Source organism: Eubacterium sp. BL-380-WT-2B (assembly GCF_009696115.1).
Classification (GTDB): Bacteria; Bacillota; Clostridia; order Eubacteriales; family Eubacteriaceae; genus Eubacterium; species Eubacterium callanderi.
The window spans coordinates 80020-98092 of record NZ_VUMP01000008.1 but is presented as its reverse complement, the minus strand read 5'-3'; the positions used below and the strand labels follow the sequence as shown (position 1 = coordinate 98092).

At 46.5% G+C, this 18073-nt stretch carries 18 protein-coding genes and 1 riboswitch; of the genes, 12 read left to right on the top strand and 6 right to left on the bottom strand.

Translation table 11 applies throughout. The features are described from left to right. Nucleotides 1-115 precede the first annotated feature (115 nt). On the bottom strand, nucleotides 116-1156 hold the full coding sequence (locus FYJ53_RS21215; RefSeq protein WP_195840263.1) for a C39 family peptidase: 1041 nt from the start codon (nucleotides 1154-1156) through the stop codon (nucleotides 116-118). 57 nt (nucleotides 1157-1213) lie between these two features. Between FYJ53_RS21215 and FYJ53_RS21210 the strand changes: the two genes are divergently transcribed. Further along, nucleotides 1214-1414, top strand: coding sequence for a hypothetical protein (locus tag FYJ53_RS21210; protein ID WP_195840262.1), 201 nt, complete (start codon nucleotides 1214-1216; stop codon nucleotides 1412-1414). 142 nt (nucleotides 1415-1556) lie between these two features. After that, nucleotides 1557-2126: a hypothetical protein gene (locus tag FYJ53_RS16495; RefSeq protein WP_154557495.1), complete on the top strand. Its 570-nt coding sequence runs from the start codon at nucleotides 1557-1559 to the stop codon at nucleotides 2124-2126. Between the two features lie 155 nt (nucleotides 2127-2281). Here the strand turns inward: FYJ53_RS16495 and FYJ53_RS16490 are convergent, their stop codons facing one another. The 3 genes from FYJ53_RS16490 to FYJ53_RS16480 all read right to left on the bottom strand — a co-directional run bounded on the left by FYJ53_RS16490 (nucleotide 2282) and on the right by FYJ53_RS16480 (nucleotide 4899). Next, the gene (locus FYJ53_RS16490; protein ID WP_154557494.1) at nucleotides 2282-3457 is read right to left on the bottom strand and encodes a hypothetical protein; all 1176 of its coding nucleotides are present in this window, start codon (nucleotides 3455-3457) and stop codon (nucleotides 2282-2284) included. A gap of 84 nt (nucleotides 3458-3541) precedes the next feature. Then, entirely contained in the window at nucleotides 3542-3772 is a 231-nt protein-coding gene (locus tag FYJ53_RS16485; RefSeq protein ID WP_154464631.1) for a hypothetical protein, read from the bottom strand. Nucleotides 3773-3795: 23 nt separating this feature from the next. Then, nucleotides 3796-4899, bottom strand: a complete 1104-nt coding sequence (locus tag FYJ53_RS16480) for a DUF6076 domain-containing protein (protein WP_154557493.1) — start codon at nucleotides 4897-4899, stop codon at nucleotides 3796-3798. Between the two features lie 221 nt (nucleotides 4900-5120). Between FYJ53_RS16480 and FYJ53_RS16475 the strand changes: the two genes are divergently transcribed. The 6 genes from FYJ53_RS16475 (at nucleotide 5121) to FYJ53_RS16450 (ending at nucleotide 11386) form a co-directional block, all read left to right on the top strand. After that, on the top strand, nucleotides 5121-5741 hold the full coding sequence (locus FYJ53_RS16475; protein WP_154557492.1) for a CHC2 zinc finger domain-containing protein: 621 nt from the start codon (nucleotides 5121-5123) through the stop codon (nucleotides 5739-5741). Further along, nucleotides 5716-7089 carry a phage/plasmid primase, P4 family gene (locus FYJ53_RS16470; RefSeq protein ID WP_154557491.1) on the top strand — a complete coding sequence of 458 codons (1374 nt, stop codon included), beginning with the start codon at nucleotides 5716-5718 and terminating at the stop codon, nucleotides 7087-7089. Before FYJ53_RS16475 ends, FYJ53_RS16470 begins: the two co-directional genes overlap by 26 nt. A gap of 399 nt (nucleotides 7090-7488) precedes the next feature. After that, complete coding sequence (locus FYJ53_RS16465) at nucleotides 7489-7704, top strand: LLM class flavin-dependent oxidoreductase (RefSeq protein ID WP_117803036.1); 216 nt, start codon at nucleotides 7489-7491, stop codon at nucleotides 7702-7704. A 348-nt stretch (nucleotides 7705-8052) separates the two neighbouring features. Further along, a complete protein-coding gene (locus FYJ53_RS16460) occupies nucleotides 8053-9342 on the top strand; it encodes a plasmid recombination protein (RefSeq protein ID WP_154557490.1) in 1290 nt (429 codons plus the stop codon). A gap of 17 nt (nucleotides 9343-9359) precedes the next feature. Then, nucleotides 9360-9662, top strand: coding sequence for a hypothetical protein (locus FYJ53_RS16455; protein ID WP_154464627.1), 303 nt, complete (start codon nucleotides 9360-9362; stop codon nucleotides 9660-9662). Continuing rightward, complete coding sequence (locus FYJ53_RS16450) at nucleotides 9662-11386, top strand: recombinase family protein (protein ID WP_154464626.1); 1725 nt, start codon at nucleotides 9662-9664, stop codon at nucleotides 11384-11386. The genes FYJ53_RS16455 and FYJ53_RS16450 overlap by 1 nt, the downstream gene beginning before the upstream one ends. 167 nt (nucleotides 11387-11553) lie before the next feature. Here FYJ53_RS16450 and FYJ53_RS16445 read toward each other — a convergent pair whose 3' ends face one another. Together FYJ53_RS16445 and gpmA are read right to left on the bottom strand one after the other, a co-directional pair. Continuing rightward, entirely contained in the window at nucleotides 11554-12870 is a 1317-nt protein-coding gene (locus tag FYJ53_RS16445) for a sensor histidine kinase (RefSeq protein WP_096920019.1), read from the bottom strand. Between the two features lie 183 nt (nucleotides 12871-13053). Continuing rightward, nucleotides 13054-13797, bottom strand: a complete 744-nt coding sequence (gene gpmA, locus FYJ53_RS16440; protein WP_041690284.1) for a 2,3-diphosphoglycerate-dependent phosphoglycerate mutase — start codon at nucleotides 13795-13797, stop codon at nucleotides 13054-13056. Nucleotides 13798-14037: 240 nt separating this feature from the next. Between gpmA and FYJ53_RS16435 the strand changes: the two genes are divergently transcribed. The 4 genes from FYJ53_RS16435 to FYJ53_RS16420 all read left to right on the top strand — a co-directional run bounded on the left by FYJ53_RS16435 (nucleotide 14038) and on the right by FYJ53_RS16420 (nucleotide 18060). Further along, nucleotides 14038-14952 carry a hypothetical protein gene (locus FYJ53_RS16435; protein ID WP_013381107.1) on the top strand — a complete coding sequence of 305 codons (915 nt, stop codon included), beginning with the start codon at nucleotides 14038-14040 and terminating at the stop codon, nucleotides 14950-14952. 92 nt (nucleotides 14953-15044) lie between these two features. Continuing rightward, a riboswitch (molybdenum cofactor riboswitch) is annotated at nucleotides 15045-15180 on the top strand. Continuing rightward, nucleotides 15172-16212, top strand: a complete 1041-nt coding sequence (locus FYJ53_RS16430; RefSeq protein WP_096920042.1) for an ABC transporter substrate-binding protein — start codon at nucleotides 15172-15174, stop codon at nucleotides 16210-16212. Its footprint overlaps the riboswitch before it by 9 nt. 64 nt (nucleotides 16213-16276) lie before the next feature. Beyond that, nucleotides 16277-17284 carry an iron ABC transporter permease gene (locus tag FYJ53_RS16425; RefSeq protein ID WP_041690285.1) on the top strand — a complete coding sequence of 336 codons (1008 nt, stop codon included), beginning with the start codon at nucleotides 16277-16279 and terminating at the stop codon, nucleotides 17282-17284. After that, nucleotides 17284-18060, top strand: a complete 777-nt coding sequence (locus FYJ53_RS16420; protein WP_013381110.1) for an ABC transporter ATP-binding protein — start codon at nucleotides 17284-17286, stop codon at nucleotides 18058-18060. The genes FYJ53_RS16425 and FYJ53_RS16420 overlap by 1 nt, the downstream gene beginning before the upstream one ends. The last annotated feature ends 13 nt before the right edge of the window (nucleotides 18061-18073 follow it).

The following is an 18073-nucleotide window of genomic DNA, read 5'->3' as shown; positions in this document are numbered from 1 at the left end:
TTTTTGGTTCGGTATTATTCTGTAATAGAACCCGACCTTGCTTTCGGGTTCTATTACAGAATAAAGAGTTCAAGGGTTTCTTTGAGCGTTTTTATTTGTGCTATCCTTTTATTCGTTAATCTATATGATATGCAATATTAATGGGTACTTCCTGTTTTGAATTTAAATACGAAACCTTAATTCCAATACGCTTTGATTTTCCCTCTAAACTATCGTGCCAACGCAAGATAAATTCTTCTTCTGTAAGATATGTGTAACTACCGGAAGTCGATGGATCCATAAAATAATAGATATATGTATCTTTTTTCGCATCCTTCTTATATCCGATTAACACAACATAATGACCATCGTCTTCTGTTTCAGTCTTATAATCACCGTCATCTTTCCATGCCTGAATCGCACAAATAACAGGAGAATCATCATCAAGAGCTGTCCTTAATTGTATTAGCAAGCTATCCGTATGATCCGAATCGTATTCATTTGAAGCATAATCTACACACACAACCTCTGTTGCAATCACCGGTGTATTCGGAAAACCTTCTGTACGAACGGATTCTAAATATTCTGCTATATTCATATAGTTAGTCCCATTTTCCGGAGTTGCTTCAAGCTCCCAAAGTAATCGATCTTCTCTGGTGTCAAAATCGTATCCCGCATAGCGTAAAACAGATGCAACGCAAGCCACTCCACAGGTAAAATTATGACTTTGTCTATATAACGGTAATTTTATAAGTTTACATATTCCTTTTTCATCCGTTTCAGGCAACGACGTTGATGAAACATTATAATCATAAAATGTATTTCCTTCCGGTTCAGTATCGTTCAAGTAATACTCCTTCATCTGATTGGCAATACCTTCAGATTTCGGTTCTTTGTTTGCTGTAATTATCATAAACAAAGACACAACAAATAAAAGAATTAAAAGCACAGGGATAATCTTCTTGATTGCTTTCATTTTGAAATTCCTCCGATTACAAAGCAAACACTCATTTATATTATCCTGCTTTTGCTTTGCTGTGTCAAGTGGTACAGAAAAAATCATAGGTCTTTTCTCTTCATATTTACCACAATTGCGGTGAAATATGACTGCAATCGCATAGCAAGTACATTCTGTAATTGCTGTAAATTCATTTGATGTGTTTTGCGCTCCAATCAATTCCATTTCCCCAATGAAACAAGGGGCATTTATGAAATTGATTAGGGAAATGAGTTTATGCTCCCTGAGTTTATGCTTCCTGAACTCAATCTTACAGAAACTGCTGTCACTGTGGTAAACGCATGGATCAGTGCTCACCCTTCATATGACTTGGAGGTTGTGTTCAGCTGTCTGAACCAGAAAAACTATAATTTGGTAAAAGAAAGAATGGGGCGTTTGGCAAAAGGAAATACAGTCGATGATCATGGTGAATTTTGAAGATGAGAAAAAGAACTCAAAAACTTTAATGAATAATTTCTTTTGTTGCATGCAGAGAGACATTTTTAAACTCTCTGCATATTATACTTACCTCATCAAAAGAAAAAGGTATTAAGAAGGAGTGGAATCAGGATGATTGATAATGCGGACATTATTGAACAAACCGGTGCACTGCAGAAACTCAGCGATGCTGACAGGGTTATGCTTGTGTTTAATACATATGTATGCCCAAGTAAATGCTACCAATAGCAATTCTTACATTGAACGATATAAGGCAATATTGCTACAACATCCTGAATTTACCCCGTTTTCTTGGGGTTCCAACACAATTTTTATTGATACTGAATATACGCTCTATGATGTAGACAAAAACGGAATTCCTGAACTTATAGTGAAGGAGGATAGGTCGAAGTATTATATTTACTCTTTTAACGGAACGGATGTTATTTCAAGCGATGTGTGTTATTGGTCTTATGATGAGTGTTTGTATGAGTATGAAGGAAACGGAATTGCAATCCATGATGGCGGTATGGGGAACATGCGAATTGAGAACGTCTCATTATATTCGATGGTGAACAATAAGTTGGTGTGGTCAGGGGAACTTATGAGTACAGAGGAGTGCTCCTTTGATGAGTTATATTCTTTCTTGGATAGCCTGACTCCAATCAACGATTTCCTCCCGATAACTGACTATTCACATCTGTCCAATTAACCGAATAAATAAGCGCAAAGGGTGGAAGTTAGAACGATTAACACTTAATTCTTGTACTTTGCGCTTGTTTACCTATAGTATTGGAAATATGGCTATTCAGCGGGTACTTCCTCAGTTGTGGGTTTCCGGTAGGAGAAGATGCTCTTCGTTGGAACTTACAGATTAAAGGCAACCATCGTTTCCTTTGGCGGCTTCTCATTCTCGCAGCTTAGAAGATACGTTATCGCCTTGTTTGCAAAGCGGTTTGTTTTCATGGTATCCCAATCGGCAAGCCGGGCGATCTCCGCTGTGCCGTTCTCAAAATCCAACGAAATCTCGCCCCATTCGCCGTCGCAGTCTGCTTGATATTCGTAGATTGCGGTGGCGATTTTCTTTTTGCGCTTAGTTTTGGATTTCTGTTTCAGCCGGACAGCATGGAGCGCACCTTCGGCAACCAGACGCTCCGTCAGCTTGTCCACCGCTTTCCGGTAGGCTCGCTCCGCACCGCTGGCTGTGCTGCCCTCAAACATAACTGCCAGTTCTTCAAAGGTGGGGCGGTTCTTCCATGAACCAACACGTCCACAGGTCATGCAGACCGCCAGCCGCTTTTCAAGCAAGGTCTGTTCCCGGTAGTTCAGCTTCTCGAAAGCCCGTTGCACCTTTTCTGCCTGTATGCCGTTCCAGAGGATGTCGGTATAGTTCCAAGTATCATCAAGGGCAACATCCTCGCCTGTTTCCTCACCGTCCTCGTCTGTCACATAGAATGGCTGCTGATTGCGGATGCCACGGACAACTTTCAGATATTCTTCCGCAAGAGCAAGGTCACAGTTATACTTCTTGGAAAACTCGCTTACAGCATCCTTGGTGTTAAGGTACAGCCATGCCATTGACCGCACCATTTTATAATTGGTCAGAGAGGATACCGACCATTTTTCTTCGCCCATGCGGAAACGGAGCATAGTGTCCCGGATGAACTGAAAAATGTATGTAGCATACTCCGCACCCTTGGCAGGATCATAGTCCATCAGCTTTTGGAGCATTTGCTCCCGACAGGAGAGTTTTATATCCAGAAAACGGTCTGTGTCGTACAGATCGCCGCCATCCACACCGAGAAAGGTTTTGATGCGCTTGTTAAGCTGCGGCTCGTAGTGGTGCAGGAAGAACGAAAAATATAGCAAATTCTTTTCCTGCAAGGCAGACAGGATGTATTCATTCAGGCTGCCTACCGCTGGCGGTTCCGGTTCCAGTTGGAAGATGCGCTCTGCCACATAGGGAATGATGCCGTCACCGTGCGGATTTACAGCGTGTTTTGGTATGTATCCGGTCATATTCCATGTAAAATCATTCAGCATAGCGCACCTCCCTCCCGATTTAATATAATATTTGCGAACATTCAGAAAGCTGAAATTTTCTGTTCCCTACAAATTGGAATGGGCTTACTTCTTTTTCTGCTTGTGTTTGATGATTGCTTTTATTACAAAGCATATCAGCAACATAACAAGGGTAAATGCTCCATAAACCAAAATGCTTGTGTACCAAGGTGCTGATTGCATAGCATACAGTTCAGGGCGAGTTTTGAAGTCCCAAAGAACATAAAACCCATGCCCAATGAATACACCAACAAAAGAACCAATAATGATATTTAAGATATTGTTCAGCTTTTTCATACAATCACACTCCTTTGTCAAATTCAAAGTTTTCTCATAGCTTCTTTATTCAAGGCCGCCTGTTCCATTTCTTTCTCATAATCGCCCTCGGCATAGGCTACATTGCTCAATGCCCGGAGCATCTTATCTTTTGCCAGTTTTTTCATAATCTCTGCAAGATCAGCGTCCAGAGTACCACGCTTCACATAGCGGTTTATGGTATTCAGCCGCTTCTCATAAATCTGTTTCAGCGGATGATCGTCCGCAAGCTCCCGTTGTTCTCGACCTTTCAGGTTTCCAACCTGCCGACAGGTGCGGTGCAGCTTATCCCCCGGCGCAAGACCACCGCAGTATTTGGTGTGCCTTGCGTTGGTGGTCAGAAACCATTTGCCGCAGATCCGGCATTTCTTCGGTGCATGACCGACACACAAGCCCTCAAAGAGATCAGACCGGAACATCCCTACAAAGGACACATAGTGCATCCGCTTAACAAGCTTCGCCATATCTTCGCCGGGACGGATGGTTGCCACATACTGAACAGAGTTGTTCGCAACAGACATCCAGGAATTGCCCTCCGTGATAGAAAACTCCGGCGGGAAATAGCTGCCGAACATTTTTGCAAAGCCCTCTGCGGTACGGTCTGCTTCGTTGCCGTTTGATTTTTCCGCAAAATCAAGCATTGCGGTTTGGTATTCCCCAAGAGAATATGCCAGATGCCCGAATACAGCGGTATAGCGTTGGAGCATCATCGCATCCGCATAGTTCGGAACTTCTTCAAACTGCAAGGAGTTGGTTGCGGCTTTTATAGCAAACTCCACATATTTCAGCGCATTGTCGGCAGTAAAGACCTTTTCTATTCGTTCTCGGTGCTGTGATATGTTCATATAGGAGAACGGCGGCGTTTGGCTGAGAATATCAAGCATTGCCAGAGCAGCATCCCGTGCCATAGGAAAAAGCGTGGAAGCATTCTGTCCGGCGTTTAACATTCCAAGCAGCAGATTGATTTTCTCGCATTGCTCGTTCATCTTTGCAATGGTATCCGCAGGAACATTCAGCGCATCACAGGCAAGAGTGCCGACAGGAAATGTTTTGCCCTCATATATAACCGTATCCTGCCAAAAATCCAATGTCATCAATTCTTGATTCATACTCGCCATCCTGTCCTGTTTTTTCATTTCTTTTATTATACCATGCAAATGTGAAGAAATCTACATCCTCCGAAAAGCTGTCCTGTTTTTTGAAATGGGGTTGTCCACCGATTAGCCTGTTTTTTGAAAAATCCGGCATAACCATAGTAGAAGGAGCGAAGCACCTGCCAATCACGGCGGGTGTTTCGTGCTTTCTGAATACTATGAACGGAGGTTTTTCTATGACAATCTATGAAACCATCAAGGCGGCAATCAGCGTAAAGCAAGCCGCCGAACACTACGGGCTGAAAGTGAGCCGCAACGGCATGGCTTGCTGCTCGTTCCACAACGACAGGCATCCGAGCTTGAAGCTGAACGAGGAATATTTCTTCTGCTTTGGCTGCGGAGCCAAGGGGGATGTGATCGACTTCGTGGCAAGGTTGTTCGATCTGAGCAGCTATGAAGCAGCACAAAAGCTGGCTTCGGATTTTGGGCTTGACCCGAAACCGCCCACTGCCGCAGCTATGGTCAAGCCCAAACGTCCCTATATCCGTCAGTTCCGGGAGGACGAAATGCTGTGCTTCCGGGTGCTGATGGATTATCTGCATCTTCTGGAAGATTGGAAAGTGCGGTATGCACCGAAAACACCGGACGATGCTCTGGATGATCGCTTTGTGGAAGCATGCCAGATGATTGATTATATCGAATATCTGGCAGATATTTTGACAGTGGGCGATCTGGAAGAACGGGTTGCTGTGGTGGACGAGCTGATGAAGGACGACAAAATTACGTTCTTGCAGGACTACACCGCAAGAAAGAAAAAGGAGGTGGCGCAGCATGGCGAAGAACCGGAAAACGCCTGATATGAACCTGCCTGTCTGGTTCGACGGGCAGAATATCAATGAAGCTCTGTTCTGTGAAGAATTTCTGCGTGAGCGCAGAATCATCTTCGCAAACGGAGCTTTTTTTACGCCCGATGGTCGGGTAACAGACGATCTCCCTCTGCGTGGGGAGATTTACGACAAGCTGAAATTCTGTGCCGTGAACAACATCCCCCGGAAGATCACCAACATTCTTGAAGTGCTGAAACTGGAAGCGCAAGTGCCTGACTTTCCACCGGAGCAGGATCGCATCCATGTGTCCAACGGTACGCTGCTGCTGAACGGCACATTTACCGAGGGCAGACCGACTATCGTGCGGAGCCGTCTTCCTGTTGCCTACAATCCCGATGCCCCCGCACCTGTGATCTGGCTGACCTTTCTGGATGGGCTGCTCCATGCGGAGGACATCCCCACCTTGCAGGAGTTCATCGGTTACTGTCTGATTCCCTCCAACAAAGGTCAGCGCATGATGGTCATTAAGGGCAACGGCGGCGAGGGTAAATCCCAAATCGGTGCGGTGCTTTCTGCTATCTTCGGTACGAATATGAAAGATGGCAGTATTGGTAAGATTTCTGAAAACCGTTTCGCTCGTGCCGATCTGGAACACATCCTGTTGTGCGTAGATGATGATATGCGGATGGAAGCCCTGCGCCAGACCAACTATGTAAAATCCATCGTGACGGCACAGGGCAAGATGGATTTGGAACGCAAGGGCAAGCAGAGCTACCAGGGATGGATGTTTGCCCGGCTGCTTGCATTCAGCAACGGCGATCTGCAAGCCCTGTATGACCGCAGCGACGGTTTTTACCGCAGACAGCTTGTGCTGACCACTAAGGAAAAGCCGGTGGACAGAGCTGACGATCCTGACCTTGCGGAGAAGATGAAAGCCGAAGCCGAGGGCATCTTCCTGTGGGCATTGGAGGGCTTGCAGCGGCTTGTTGCCAACAACTTTAAGTTTACAGAGAGTGACCGTATCCGTGAAAACCGGGAAGCGGTCAAGCGTGACAATAACAACATTTTCGATTTCATGGAGTCGGAGGGATACATCCGACTGAAAGCGGATGCGTCCATCAGCTCCAAGGATTTCTATGAAATCTACCGGATGTGGTGCGAGGAAAATTCCCTTGCTCCGCTGAAAGCCCGTAGCTTCAGCGACGCCATGATTGCCAATGCCGGGAGATTCAATCTCGAGCATTGCAACAACATCACCAACTCTGCCGGACGGCGGGTGTGGGGCTTTATGGGCGTGGAAGCTGTGGCAAGACCTCATATAAACGGGTTTTACGATGTTTCGCCGTGTACGTACGTACCGGAGGACTGGCGGGATTGATTTTGCCAGTCATGCTCTGTACGTATGTACGCAGCATTTTACACGTTGTTCTCTATTTATGGGAACAACCAGAGGTCAGAACTAACCTGTTTTCGGGCATTGAAAATCAATGGTAATGGAAACAGCAAAGTTTTTGATCGCAGGACGAAACCATTTCACGAAATCGTGCTTCTCTGAACCGTGTACCCTGTTCACGGAACAATGGGTGTTTTCACTATTCCAGACCAAACCGCACGAAACAGAAAAGCGGGATATGGTCATATATGGACAGGACATCACGGAAGAAATTCTGAATGAATTTCAGAGATTGCAGATTTTTCGCTATTCGGTGTATCTGCTCCGTTTTGGAGTGCAGAGGTTGCACCGAAACACAAACAGAATTATGGAGGATTTTTCAATATGAATGTACGCAACGAAATAAAGGCACAGATCATCCGTGCCGGAATGACCATGCAGGAAGTAGTTGACCTGCTCTCAGACGAATACGGTTGGAGCGACAGCGTTTCCAACCTGTCCGCAAAATTACAGCGGGAAAGTATCCGATACAAGGAAGTATTGGAGCTTGCCGCTGCGCTGGGATACGACATCGTATGGCAGCAAAGACGGGAGAAGTAATGCCCCGGCAACAGCCCCCTCGCATCTCCCGTCCCCATAGGCGCACCGCAGTGCTGCCTATGGATGGCAGTGAAATATACGGTTTTCGCTGCCGCCGTCTGTAAGAAATGTTCTGCAGAACAGCTTCATGCAGACGGGTTGACCATGGGAAAAGGCGCAGACATTTTGCCTTGGTCAGCAGAGGTCACCGCAGTGACCGCATACCCCCTCCGGAGGAGCCCTCGGAGAGCCCACGGCACTTTGCAGCCAATATGGATGAAAGTGTAATAGTGGGTTATTACACTTTGAAAAAGTGCCGTTCCCCAGCCCTCCGCTGTCTGCAAATCCCAAAGAAAGGACAAAAAATCTATGGCAAGAAATGATGGAATAGATCGTACCGTAGCCCGAAATCAAGACTTGAAAACACCGGATGATGTGGCGAAGGTACAGGAACACAATGAACGTGAAAAGGACAGCTACAGCAATCAGGACATCGTGCCGGAACGCACTGCGCTGAATGTCCACTTCAAAGCCCCCAGGGACGATTATGTAAAAATGTTTGAGCAGATGGAACAGGACGGCGTAATCTCCACAAGAGGTCTGAAACCGGATGCCGTCAAATACGGTGAGCTGATCTTCGATGTGAACTCCGCATATTTTTATAACCACGGCGGCTATGAGTTTGCAAAACAGTTTTATGCCGATGCCTATAAAGCCGCTGTGGAGATCGTGGGCGGTGAGCAGTATATCCTCTCCGCTGTAATGCATGCCGACGAGCGCAACCGGGCAATGTCGGAAGCTCTGGGTGAGGATGTGTACCACTATCACCTTCATGTGGTTTATATCCCGGTGGTGGAGAAACAAATCCTGTGGTCGAAGCGATGCAAGGATGAATCCCTCCGGGGAACGGTAAAGGAAACGATCACACAGGTCAGCCGCAGTAAGAAATGGGAGTCCAAGCCCGTTTTGGATGCTGAGGGAAATCCAATGCTGAACGCAAAAGGGAAAAAGATTTTAAAGTCGTCCTACAGTGTATTGCAGGATGACTTTTTTCATTTCATGCGAGCTGCCGGATATGATGATGTGGAGCGTGGAGAGCGTGGCAGTACAGAGGAACATCTGACCGTGACACAGTTTAAGGTACAGGCTGAACAGCAGCGTTTGGAAGTTGTAACCGGACAGGTGGCACAGGCCGAGCAGAGTTTGGAGGATGCCAAATCTGCCACGGAGAAGCAGAAAAAGAGACTGGAAGCTCTACAAAGGGAAACCAAGGCGGCAAAGACCATTGCGTTGACGGTGCAGGATATTGATGCGATGGGCAAGAAAAATGCCATCACCGGAAATATTTCGCTCACACCAGATCAGTGTGATACGCTCAAACGCTATGCGGTTAATGGCATTATTACCAATGCCGACAACAAGCGGTTGAAGGAGAAACTGGCTTCCGCTGAAAAGACAGTTTCCATCTGGAAGCAGCGGTACGATGCGCTGAACGAAAAATATCAGGAACTCAAAAAGAAAGCCCAACCCTATCTGGATGCACTGGAAATTGCATCCGAAAAGGTTCGGGCTTTTCTTAACGCCATCCTCGCCAGAGGACAGGAAAAACAGGAACACAGACAGCCTGACCGCAGGCGTGGTCAGAATATGGAAATCTAAGAAAGGAATTACTGCCTATGATTGATATTGTAAGTAAAGTTAATAACGTGATGCTCGAAGGTGCGCCACTGTGGGATGTCATTGACGCCTGTTCCGTGATTGATATAGAAGCCTGCTTTGATCCGATATTTGAGCCGCCGCTGGATTTTCTGGAAGAATGCCGTAAACGTCAGGAAGCAGCGCAGTCTCCGTTTCACACTACCATTGAACGGAAGATCGGCAACACATGGTATATCGTTGAAACAGAATGTATTGGAAGTGAGCCGCTTGCCGATAAGGTAAAACGGCTCATTTTTTCTGATAAGGGGGTGGCTTGTTAATGACAGAGACACAAAGTTATGTTAATATAAAACCATGCACTACGGTACTGTCAGCTGACCAACCACCGAAGGAGGAAACAATGTTGGATCAGCAGAAAATAACTGTTCTCTACTGCCGTCTTTCTAATGAAGATGCGCTGGATGGAGAAAGCAACAGTATCGCAAATCAGAAAGCAATCTTAACGAAATACGCAAAGGAACACGGGTTCATCAACATCCGGATTTTCGTGGATGATGGTTATACCGGGACGAACTTCAATCGTCCCGGCATCCAGGAAGCACTTTCCCTTGTGGAGCAGGGATTGGTCGAAAATTTCATCGTCAAGGATATGAGCCGCTTCGGTCGAGACTATTTACAAGTCGGACAGTACACGGAGCTGGTTTTCCCAAGCTATGATGTTCGTTTTATCGCCATTCATGATGGTGTGGACAGTGCCAAGGGTGACAATGATTTCACACCTTTCCGTAATCTGTTCAATGACTTCTATGCCAAAGATACCAGTAAAAAAGTGCGCTCTGTCATGCGAGCGAAAGGTAACAGCGGAAAGCATCTGGGCAGCCCGCCCTACGGATACCGCAACGATCCGGAGGACAAGCATCACTGGCTCATCGATGAAGAAGCAGCTCCTGTTATCAGGAGGATTTTCGATTTGACCATTGATGGCAAGGGACCGACCAAAATCGCAAGAATTCTGGAACAGGAGCAGGTGCTTACAACCAAGGCGCTGTATGCCAAGCAGAAAGGCAAACCACTTCCGGATAAACCGTATCGCTGGAATGAAAATTCTGTTGTCGGTATTCTGGAAAGAATCGAGTACACCGGATGTACCTGTAACTTCAAGACTTATTCCAAGTCCTACAAGCTGAAAAAGCGGATAGCGAATGATCCGGAAAATATGGCAATTTTCCCGAATACGCAGGAAGCTATCATCACGCAGGCTCAGTTTGATCGAGTACAGGAACTGCGAAAAAATAAACGCCGACCTACAAAAGCAGATCGGCAGGGGTTATTCTCTGGACTGCTGTTCTGCCCGGATTGTGGAAACAAGCTGCACTTCGCAACCTGTAAGAGTTTTGAGGGCAAGCAGGATCACTATGTTTGCTCCAGCTACAAGAGCAATCGTGGCACCTGTACTGCACACTATATACGGGAAGAAACGCTCCGTGATCTTGTTCTGGAACGCATCCGGGCTGTCTGCGATTATATTCGCAGTGATGTAGATGGTTTTCAGGAAGAATGGCTGCAATGCCGTCGTACAGATCAGGAGAAAAGCATTCTGGAGGATCAGCGGAAAATTGCCAAAGCAAAGAAGCGTCTTGCTGACCTGGATGTTCTGATTACACGTATTTATGAGGACGCTGTTCTGGGAAATCTCAGTCAGGAGCGGTATCAGAAGATGTCGCAGAGCTACGAGGAAGAACAGGAGCGTCTGAAGCTTGAGATTGAAGTAACAGAAGAATGGGTTGACCAGCAGATGGAACTGGAGGACAATCTGGATGCTTTCCTTGCTCTGACAGAAAAGTATGTGGATGTCCGAGAACTGACACCGACGATTGTAAACGAGTTCATCAAGAAGATTCTCGTTTACGCACCGGACAAGTCCAGTGGAAAGCGTCAGCAGCGTGTCCGCATCTTCTTTAACTTCCTTGATGAAGTGGAGATTCCCACTGTATTTGAACCCATTATCTATGAAAGACCTACGAAAAACAGAAAAACGGCGTGACCTTTCGGTCACACCGTTCTTCTGCAACTTAAATAGTTACTTATCCCTATTAAGCCTTGGGTTTGCGGGACTTTGTAATAATTTTCTCCGAAAAATAAGAGAGATTATCTCTTGGAGAACTGCGGTGCTCTACGAGCTGCTTTGAGACCGTATTACTTACCGATTAGTTACAGTGTAATGTCATTTTTATCTTCATAGAGCGGCAGAATAAGCCGCATTGAGAACAAACCGTTTTCCGCTTTATATTTTAACAATCCGCCATAACGCCTGGCAAATGCCGAGATGCTCTGTGTACCAATACCATGATCCTTTTCCCGCGTCACCGGATAGCCTGTCTTCGCATCAAACAATATCTTTCCCGTGTAGGTATTGGTAATTTCAATAAACAGCTGCGATCCTACCGGGGAACAAACAATGCTGATTCTCCGTTCATCAACGCTGCTGATTTGATGACAGGCGTTAATGGCGTTCTCGATACCATTGGCGAAAACCAGGGATATTTCCTCTCCGCTGATAGGCAGTGTTTCTGGGAGATCAACTCTTATGCACACCTTAATACCCGCATTTTCAGCCATCTGCCCATAAACGGACAGCACAGCGTTCAACACCTCATCCTCGCAGTGATAAACCGCTGGGCGGCTGATCTTCTCAATGGTATTATTCATGGAAGACAGGAGGGCCAGCGCCTCATCATCACGCCCTGCTTTGATACACACAGTTAACGCATTGGTAAGATGCCGGAGATCGTGCTGGAAAATTCTGAGATGCTCTTCGCTCTCAGCAATGGCCTGTATGTGTTTTTTTAAGGATGTCATCTGAAGTTGCATGGCGGAAAGCTCCCTTGTACTCTGAAAATAGCTGCTCTGCTGCTTGAGGATTGTGTAGATGGTTCCATTGTACAAAACAATAGCGACACAAAGGCCAATAGCTGCCGGAATGTTTTCTGGCCGTTCATTTAAAGGCGCAGGGTAAGAAGCGACATTTAAGAATGAAAGCAGCAGGCAAATGGGAATCAACGATAAGCGTATCCAGCCTGTTTGTAGTTGTCCGAGTGTCTCAAGAAGCGGCCTTCGGATAAATTTTATAATTACCAACGCCAGTATCATAAAAATTAATATCTGGTTTAAAAGCTCTCCAACGCCATCTGGCATATAAGGTGCCAGGATACCGCAGAACAGGTCCTGGATCGCCACAAAGGTACATGACAAAAGAAAGGAAAAAAAGGTCCTCGCGTCATTATAACGGGAAAGGATAATGACAAATCCCGCAGCGATAATGATATGCAGCAGACGAAACTCCAAATCACTCAAGCCGTAGGGCAGTCTGAGCTCCATTAAAATATCAAGAATAATAACCCCAAGTATCCCGGCTCCAGTGATCAGAAAGGTTTTTGTTTTTGAAAAACGCCAGTTCGACAAAAGCAGGAAGTAGACAATGCCAAAGGGCGCAGTGATAATGATTTTCAATAAACTGAGTGCATCCATGTCTGTTACCTCCCCTCACTTTTGATTCTATTATAACGAAAAAATACACAAGATGCAAAGTGAATTCGTCGTTAAATTCAACCGATATTTAAAATGGTCATACCATCTGCCCTTTAGAAGGTGGTGTATGCCTTCACCCCATCAAAAAAACGGTGGCCAGAAAGCCACCGTTTTTTCTGTTTTTTATTTTGCTTTTCCCTGCTCAGCCACTTTTTTCATTCGTGTTTCAATAATGGATTGGTCTCCCAGGTAGTAATGGTCAGTCATATTAAAGTCATCGTCGAATTCATAAATCAAAGGAATACCGGTTGGGATATTGACACCCATGATCTCATCCTCCGACAGGTTTTCAAAATATTTAACCAGCGCGCGGATCGAGTTTCCGTGGGCTACCAGCAGAACGCGTTTGCCCTCAAGCATATCCTTTTTTATCACATTTTCATAATAAGGGATAACGCGAGTGATCGTATCCTTCAGGCTTTCTGCCAAAGGCAGCTCGCTTTTTTCCACATTTCGATACTGCTCCTGCAGCTGTGGGTTTCTGGGGTCATCCGGTTCCAGAGCCGGTGGACGGACGTCAAAGGATCGGCGCCAGATTTTGACCTGTTCCTCTCCGTATTTCTCTGCTGTCTCGGCCTTATTCAGCCCTTGCAAGGCGCCATAATGGCGTTCGTTAAGCTTCCAGTCCTTTATGACTGGCAGCCAGGCCCGGTCCATGGTATCCAAAACCACGTTTAAGGTATCCACCGCTCTTTTTAAAAAAGAGGTGTAACAGATATCAAAATCGTAGTCCTTTCCTTTTAGCATATTGCCAGCGTCTGCGGCTTCTTTAATACCTTTATTCGATAAAATTACGTCCGTCCATCCTGTAAACAGGTTCAGGCGGTTCCATTCACTTTCACCATGTCTTAAAAGTACAAGCTTCATCTTTATCATCTCCAGTTCTTTTAAAATTTTATACCCAAAAATTTCTGGAAATTGCATATTTTTCAAAAATGATTCTTTTTTATACCCAATTATTTTTTACAACTAAGATTCATTCTCATCTTTATCTAAATTTTACTTTAGAATCAAGTTGAAGTCCCTGCTGTTATCAACTATAATTGACATACAGGCAATAAAACACCTGTTTGATGATAATAATATCTGAGAGGGAGAGCTAATATTATGAGATTAATTACCCGTTCTGATTTCGACGGCCTTGTCTGTGGCGCGCTGCTCAAGGAAGCCGGAATCATTGACCACTGGAAATTTGCCCATCCTAAAGACTTGCAGGATGGCCTGGTAGAGGTCAACGAAGATGACTGTCTGGCAAATGTCCCTTTTGTGGAGGGCTGCGGCCTTTGGTTTGACCATCATTCCAGTGAGTTTGAGCGCAACCAGCTTGAAGGCAAATATAAAGGTGAAAGCCGTATCACGCCATCCTGTGCGAGAATCATTTACGAATACTATGGCGGTGAGGAACGCTTTTCACATTTCAATGAAATGCTGGCCGCCGTCGACAAGGTGGACTCTGGCAATTTGACTATTGATGAAATTCAAAACCCGGAAGGCTGGATATTGATCGGTTTTCTGATGGACCCCAGAACCGGGCTTGGACGCTGGCGTAATTTTACCATCTCCAACTACCAGCTGATGGAAAAGCTCATTGATGCCTGCCGTACCATGTCCACTGATGAGATTCTAAACCTTTCCGACGTTCAGGAGCGTATCGAAGTTTATTTTGAGCAAACCGCCAAGTTTAAGGAAATGGTAAACAAATATACCCGAACCGACGGCGATGTCATCATCTCTGATCTGCGCGGCGTCGACCCTATTTATACGGGGAACCGTTTTCTTATTTACAGTATGTATCCAAAGCAGAATATTTCTGCCTGGATTGTCAGCGGCAAAGGTGGTCTGGGCTGTTCTGTGGCTGTTGGTTATTCGGTCTTAAACCGGACTTCCAACATTGACGTTGGCAGTTTAATGCTGAAATATGGCGGTGGCGGCCATAAGGCTGTCGGCACCTGTCAGTTTAAAGACGAGGAAATTGAAGCGAAGCTCCCTAAGCTGCTGGATGAGCTTGTGAATCCTCAATAAAAATCATCCATCTGCAACCCCGCTTCTGTCACAGGGAGCGGGGAGTTTTATTTTTCTTCTTTAAAACGTTATCAAACCGTGCTATAATGAATTTATATAACAAGCTCTGATGGACTTAACCTAAAAACGGATTGCCCAAAATCATTTGTTCATGGTTTTGCCACGATAGGGTACTGTTGGAAACGGCTTTACCTTCTGTATTTGAAAAGGAGTAAAAAAATGAGAAAAAAACTACTGTGCATGATTCTGGTCCTTACTTTAATTTTAAGTATGACTGCCTGCAGCCCAAAGCAGGAGGACTCGTCAGACAAAGCATCCGGCGAGATTAAAGTCACAGACGCCATCGGACGCGAGGTGACGCTTCCTGCACCAGCGACGAAGGTGGTGGGAACACACAATCCATCCTTAAATACTGCGGTTGTCATTGGCGGCGGTGGCAAATACATTGTCGGATTTGGAAATAAAGATATGGCCCGTGGCCTGTACGAGGAAGTAATCGACGGATATGACGACCTGCCGCAAATCGGTAAGGCCAAGGATATCAATATGGAAACAGTTATGGAGTTGGGCGCAGACCTCGCTATTCTGCCTGAACGTTTCGCCAATCAAGCCGACCAGTTCGCCGAAGTCAATGTCCCGGCAGTTGTTGCTCTCCCCAATGATGAAAGCTTCGACACAGTCACCAACTCTCTGAAAATTGTCGGAAAGGCTCTGGGTGAGGACAAACGCGCGGAAGAAATCACTTCCTTTATCGACGATAAAATCGCCGATGTCAGCAAAAAGGTGGGTTCAGCCTCTGAAAAACCGTCCATTTTATTTTTAGGCGGTTCCAGCCCTCTCACCGTTGCGCCCGACGCCATGATTCAGACCTATATTATCGAAAAGGCCGGCGGTACTAACGCAGTCAGCGGGGTCGATAAAAAAGGGGAGTTCGCCGATGTGAGCATTGAACAGATTGTCGGCTGGAATCCCGATATTATCTGGATACCCTCCTATGCTAAATACAAGGCCGACGATCTTCTGAACGACCCGGCCTGGAGCAGCATTAAAGCCGTACAGGATAAGGCCGTTTATGTCTTTCCATCCTCTCTGGAGCCGTGGGACTACCCCACCGCCTCCTCTGTACTGGGAGTCTGCTGGGCAGCTAATAATCTTCACGGTGATCTTTACAGCTCAGATGATTTTATGAAGGATGTCGATGCCTTCTATCAGATGGTCTACGGCAAAACCTTTACCAAGGAACAGCTTGGGCTTCAATAAGCATTGAGGTCTTCCGGGCTGGCGGGCTGTGCAATTGCCTGCCGGCCCTTTCATTTTATCTGCTATGAAGAACACAAAACATCGACATCTCATTATTGTACTGAGCACCATATTGCTCTCGCTCATGGTTATCGCCTGCTGCGTTGGGCGTTATACAGTTAACCCTCAGGATATGCTTTATGCCATCCAGACTAAAATGACAGGCGAGCCGGGGAATCTGGCCATGGAAAACGTCTTTTTTGTCATTCGGCTGCCCCGTGTCATTGCCGCAGTCAGCATTGGTGCGGTGCTTTCACTCTGCGGCGCGGTCTATCAGGGCATTTTTAAAAACCCACTGGTATCGCCGGACTTGCTCGGTGTCTCCAAGGGCGCCTGTGTAGGCGCGGCTTTTTCAATCCTGCTGGGCGGCGGTATGCTTGCGCGTCAGCTGTCTGCTTTTGCCTTCGGCATCATCGCCATGCTTATGACCATGACCTTTCCAAAGCTCCTGCGCAACCAGAGCAACCTTGTTCTGGTGCTTGCCGGTATCATCACCAGCGGCTTTATGGACTCAATTCTTGGACTTATGAAATTCACTTCTGAAAATGATACGGATCTCGCCGCCATTGTTTTCTGGCAAATGGGCAGTCTGGCCTCCATAAAGGTTCATGAAATTCTTTCTGTGCTGCCTGTGTTCGCTGTTGGCGCGTTTATCCTGCTGAGCCTCTCCTTTCGGATCAACATCCTTTCCTTTGGCGATATTGAAGCCCAGAGCCTTGGGGTTAACGTTAAAAAAATCCGATGGATCATCATCCTGATCGCCAGCCTGCTGACAGCCAGTGCGGTCTGTATCAGCGGAACCATTGCCTGGATTGGGCTGATCATGCCCCATCTCGCAAGGATGCTGGCCGGCTCCGACCATATTAAATCTCTCCCGGTAACCATGCTGATGGGTGGTATTTTTCTTCTTCTCATTGATACCATCGCCCGGACCGCCACCTCTCTGGAAATTCCGCTTTCGGTTTTGACAGGACTCATCGGCGCGCCCTTCTTTGCCTGGCTTTTATACCGGCAGAAAGCAAAGGTAAGCTGATGAAGATACAAATTGAAAAGTTGTCCTTCTCCTATGATGAAGCCGCTCCTCTGCTAAAAAGTATTGACTTTACCCTTAACGCTGGGCGGGTAATATCCATTCTGGGACCAAACGGAGCGGGGAAAACAACGCTGCTCAACTGTATTGCAGGCCTTTTTAAGCCCAGGGAGGGTAATATCCTGATTGACGGAAAGAACATGGAGACGCTCTCCCACCGGGAGGTTGCCAGAATAATCGGCTATGTGCCACAGATCATTGTCCCTGCCTTTTCCTATTCTGTTTTAGATTATGTGGTGACAGGCTGCGCCCCGCACATTGGCACCTTTGAACGGCCAAAGCAGATTCATTTTGACGCTGCCATGGCTGCGCTGGAGTCCATGGGGATCGCGGCACTCAGAGATAAGCCCTACAACGAAATCAGCGGCGGCGAACGGCAGCAGGTCAGCATTGCGCGAGCTCTGGCTCAAAGGCCGGCTTTTATCCTGATGGATGAGCCCACCGCCCATCTGGACTATGGCAACCAGATTCAGGTTCTTAAGACAATCCGCACCATGGCTTCTCAGGGCTATGGCATTGCGCTGACCACACACAATCCCGACCATGCGCTGCTTCTGGGTGATCAGCTGGCTGTCCTGGAACGGGACGGCACCTTTACCTTTGGCAAATGTAAGGAGGTATTGACGGAGCCCTTTCTTAATCATCTTTACGGCATCGACCTCCGGCTTGAGGAAATTCCTTCTGTTGGCCGCCGGGTCTGCTTTGCACCAAAACTATAAAATGGAGGTTTAC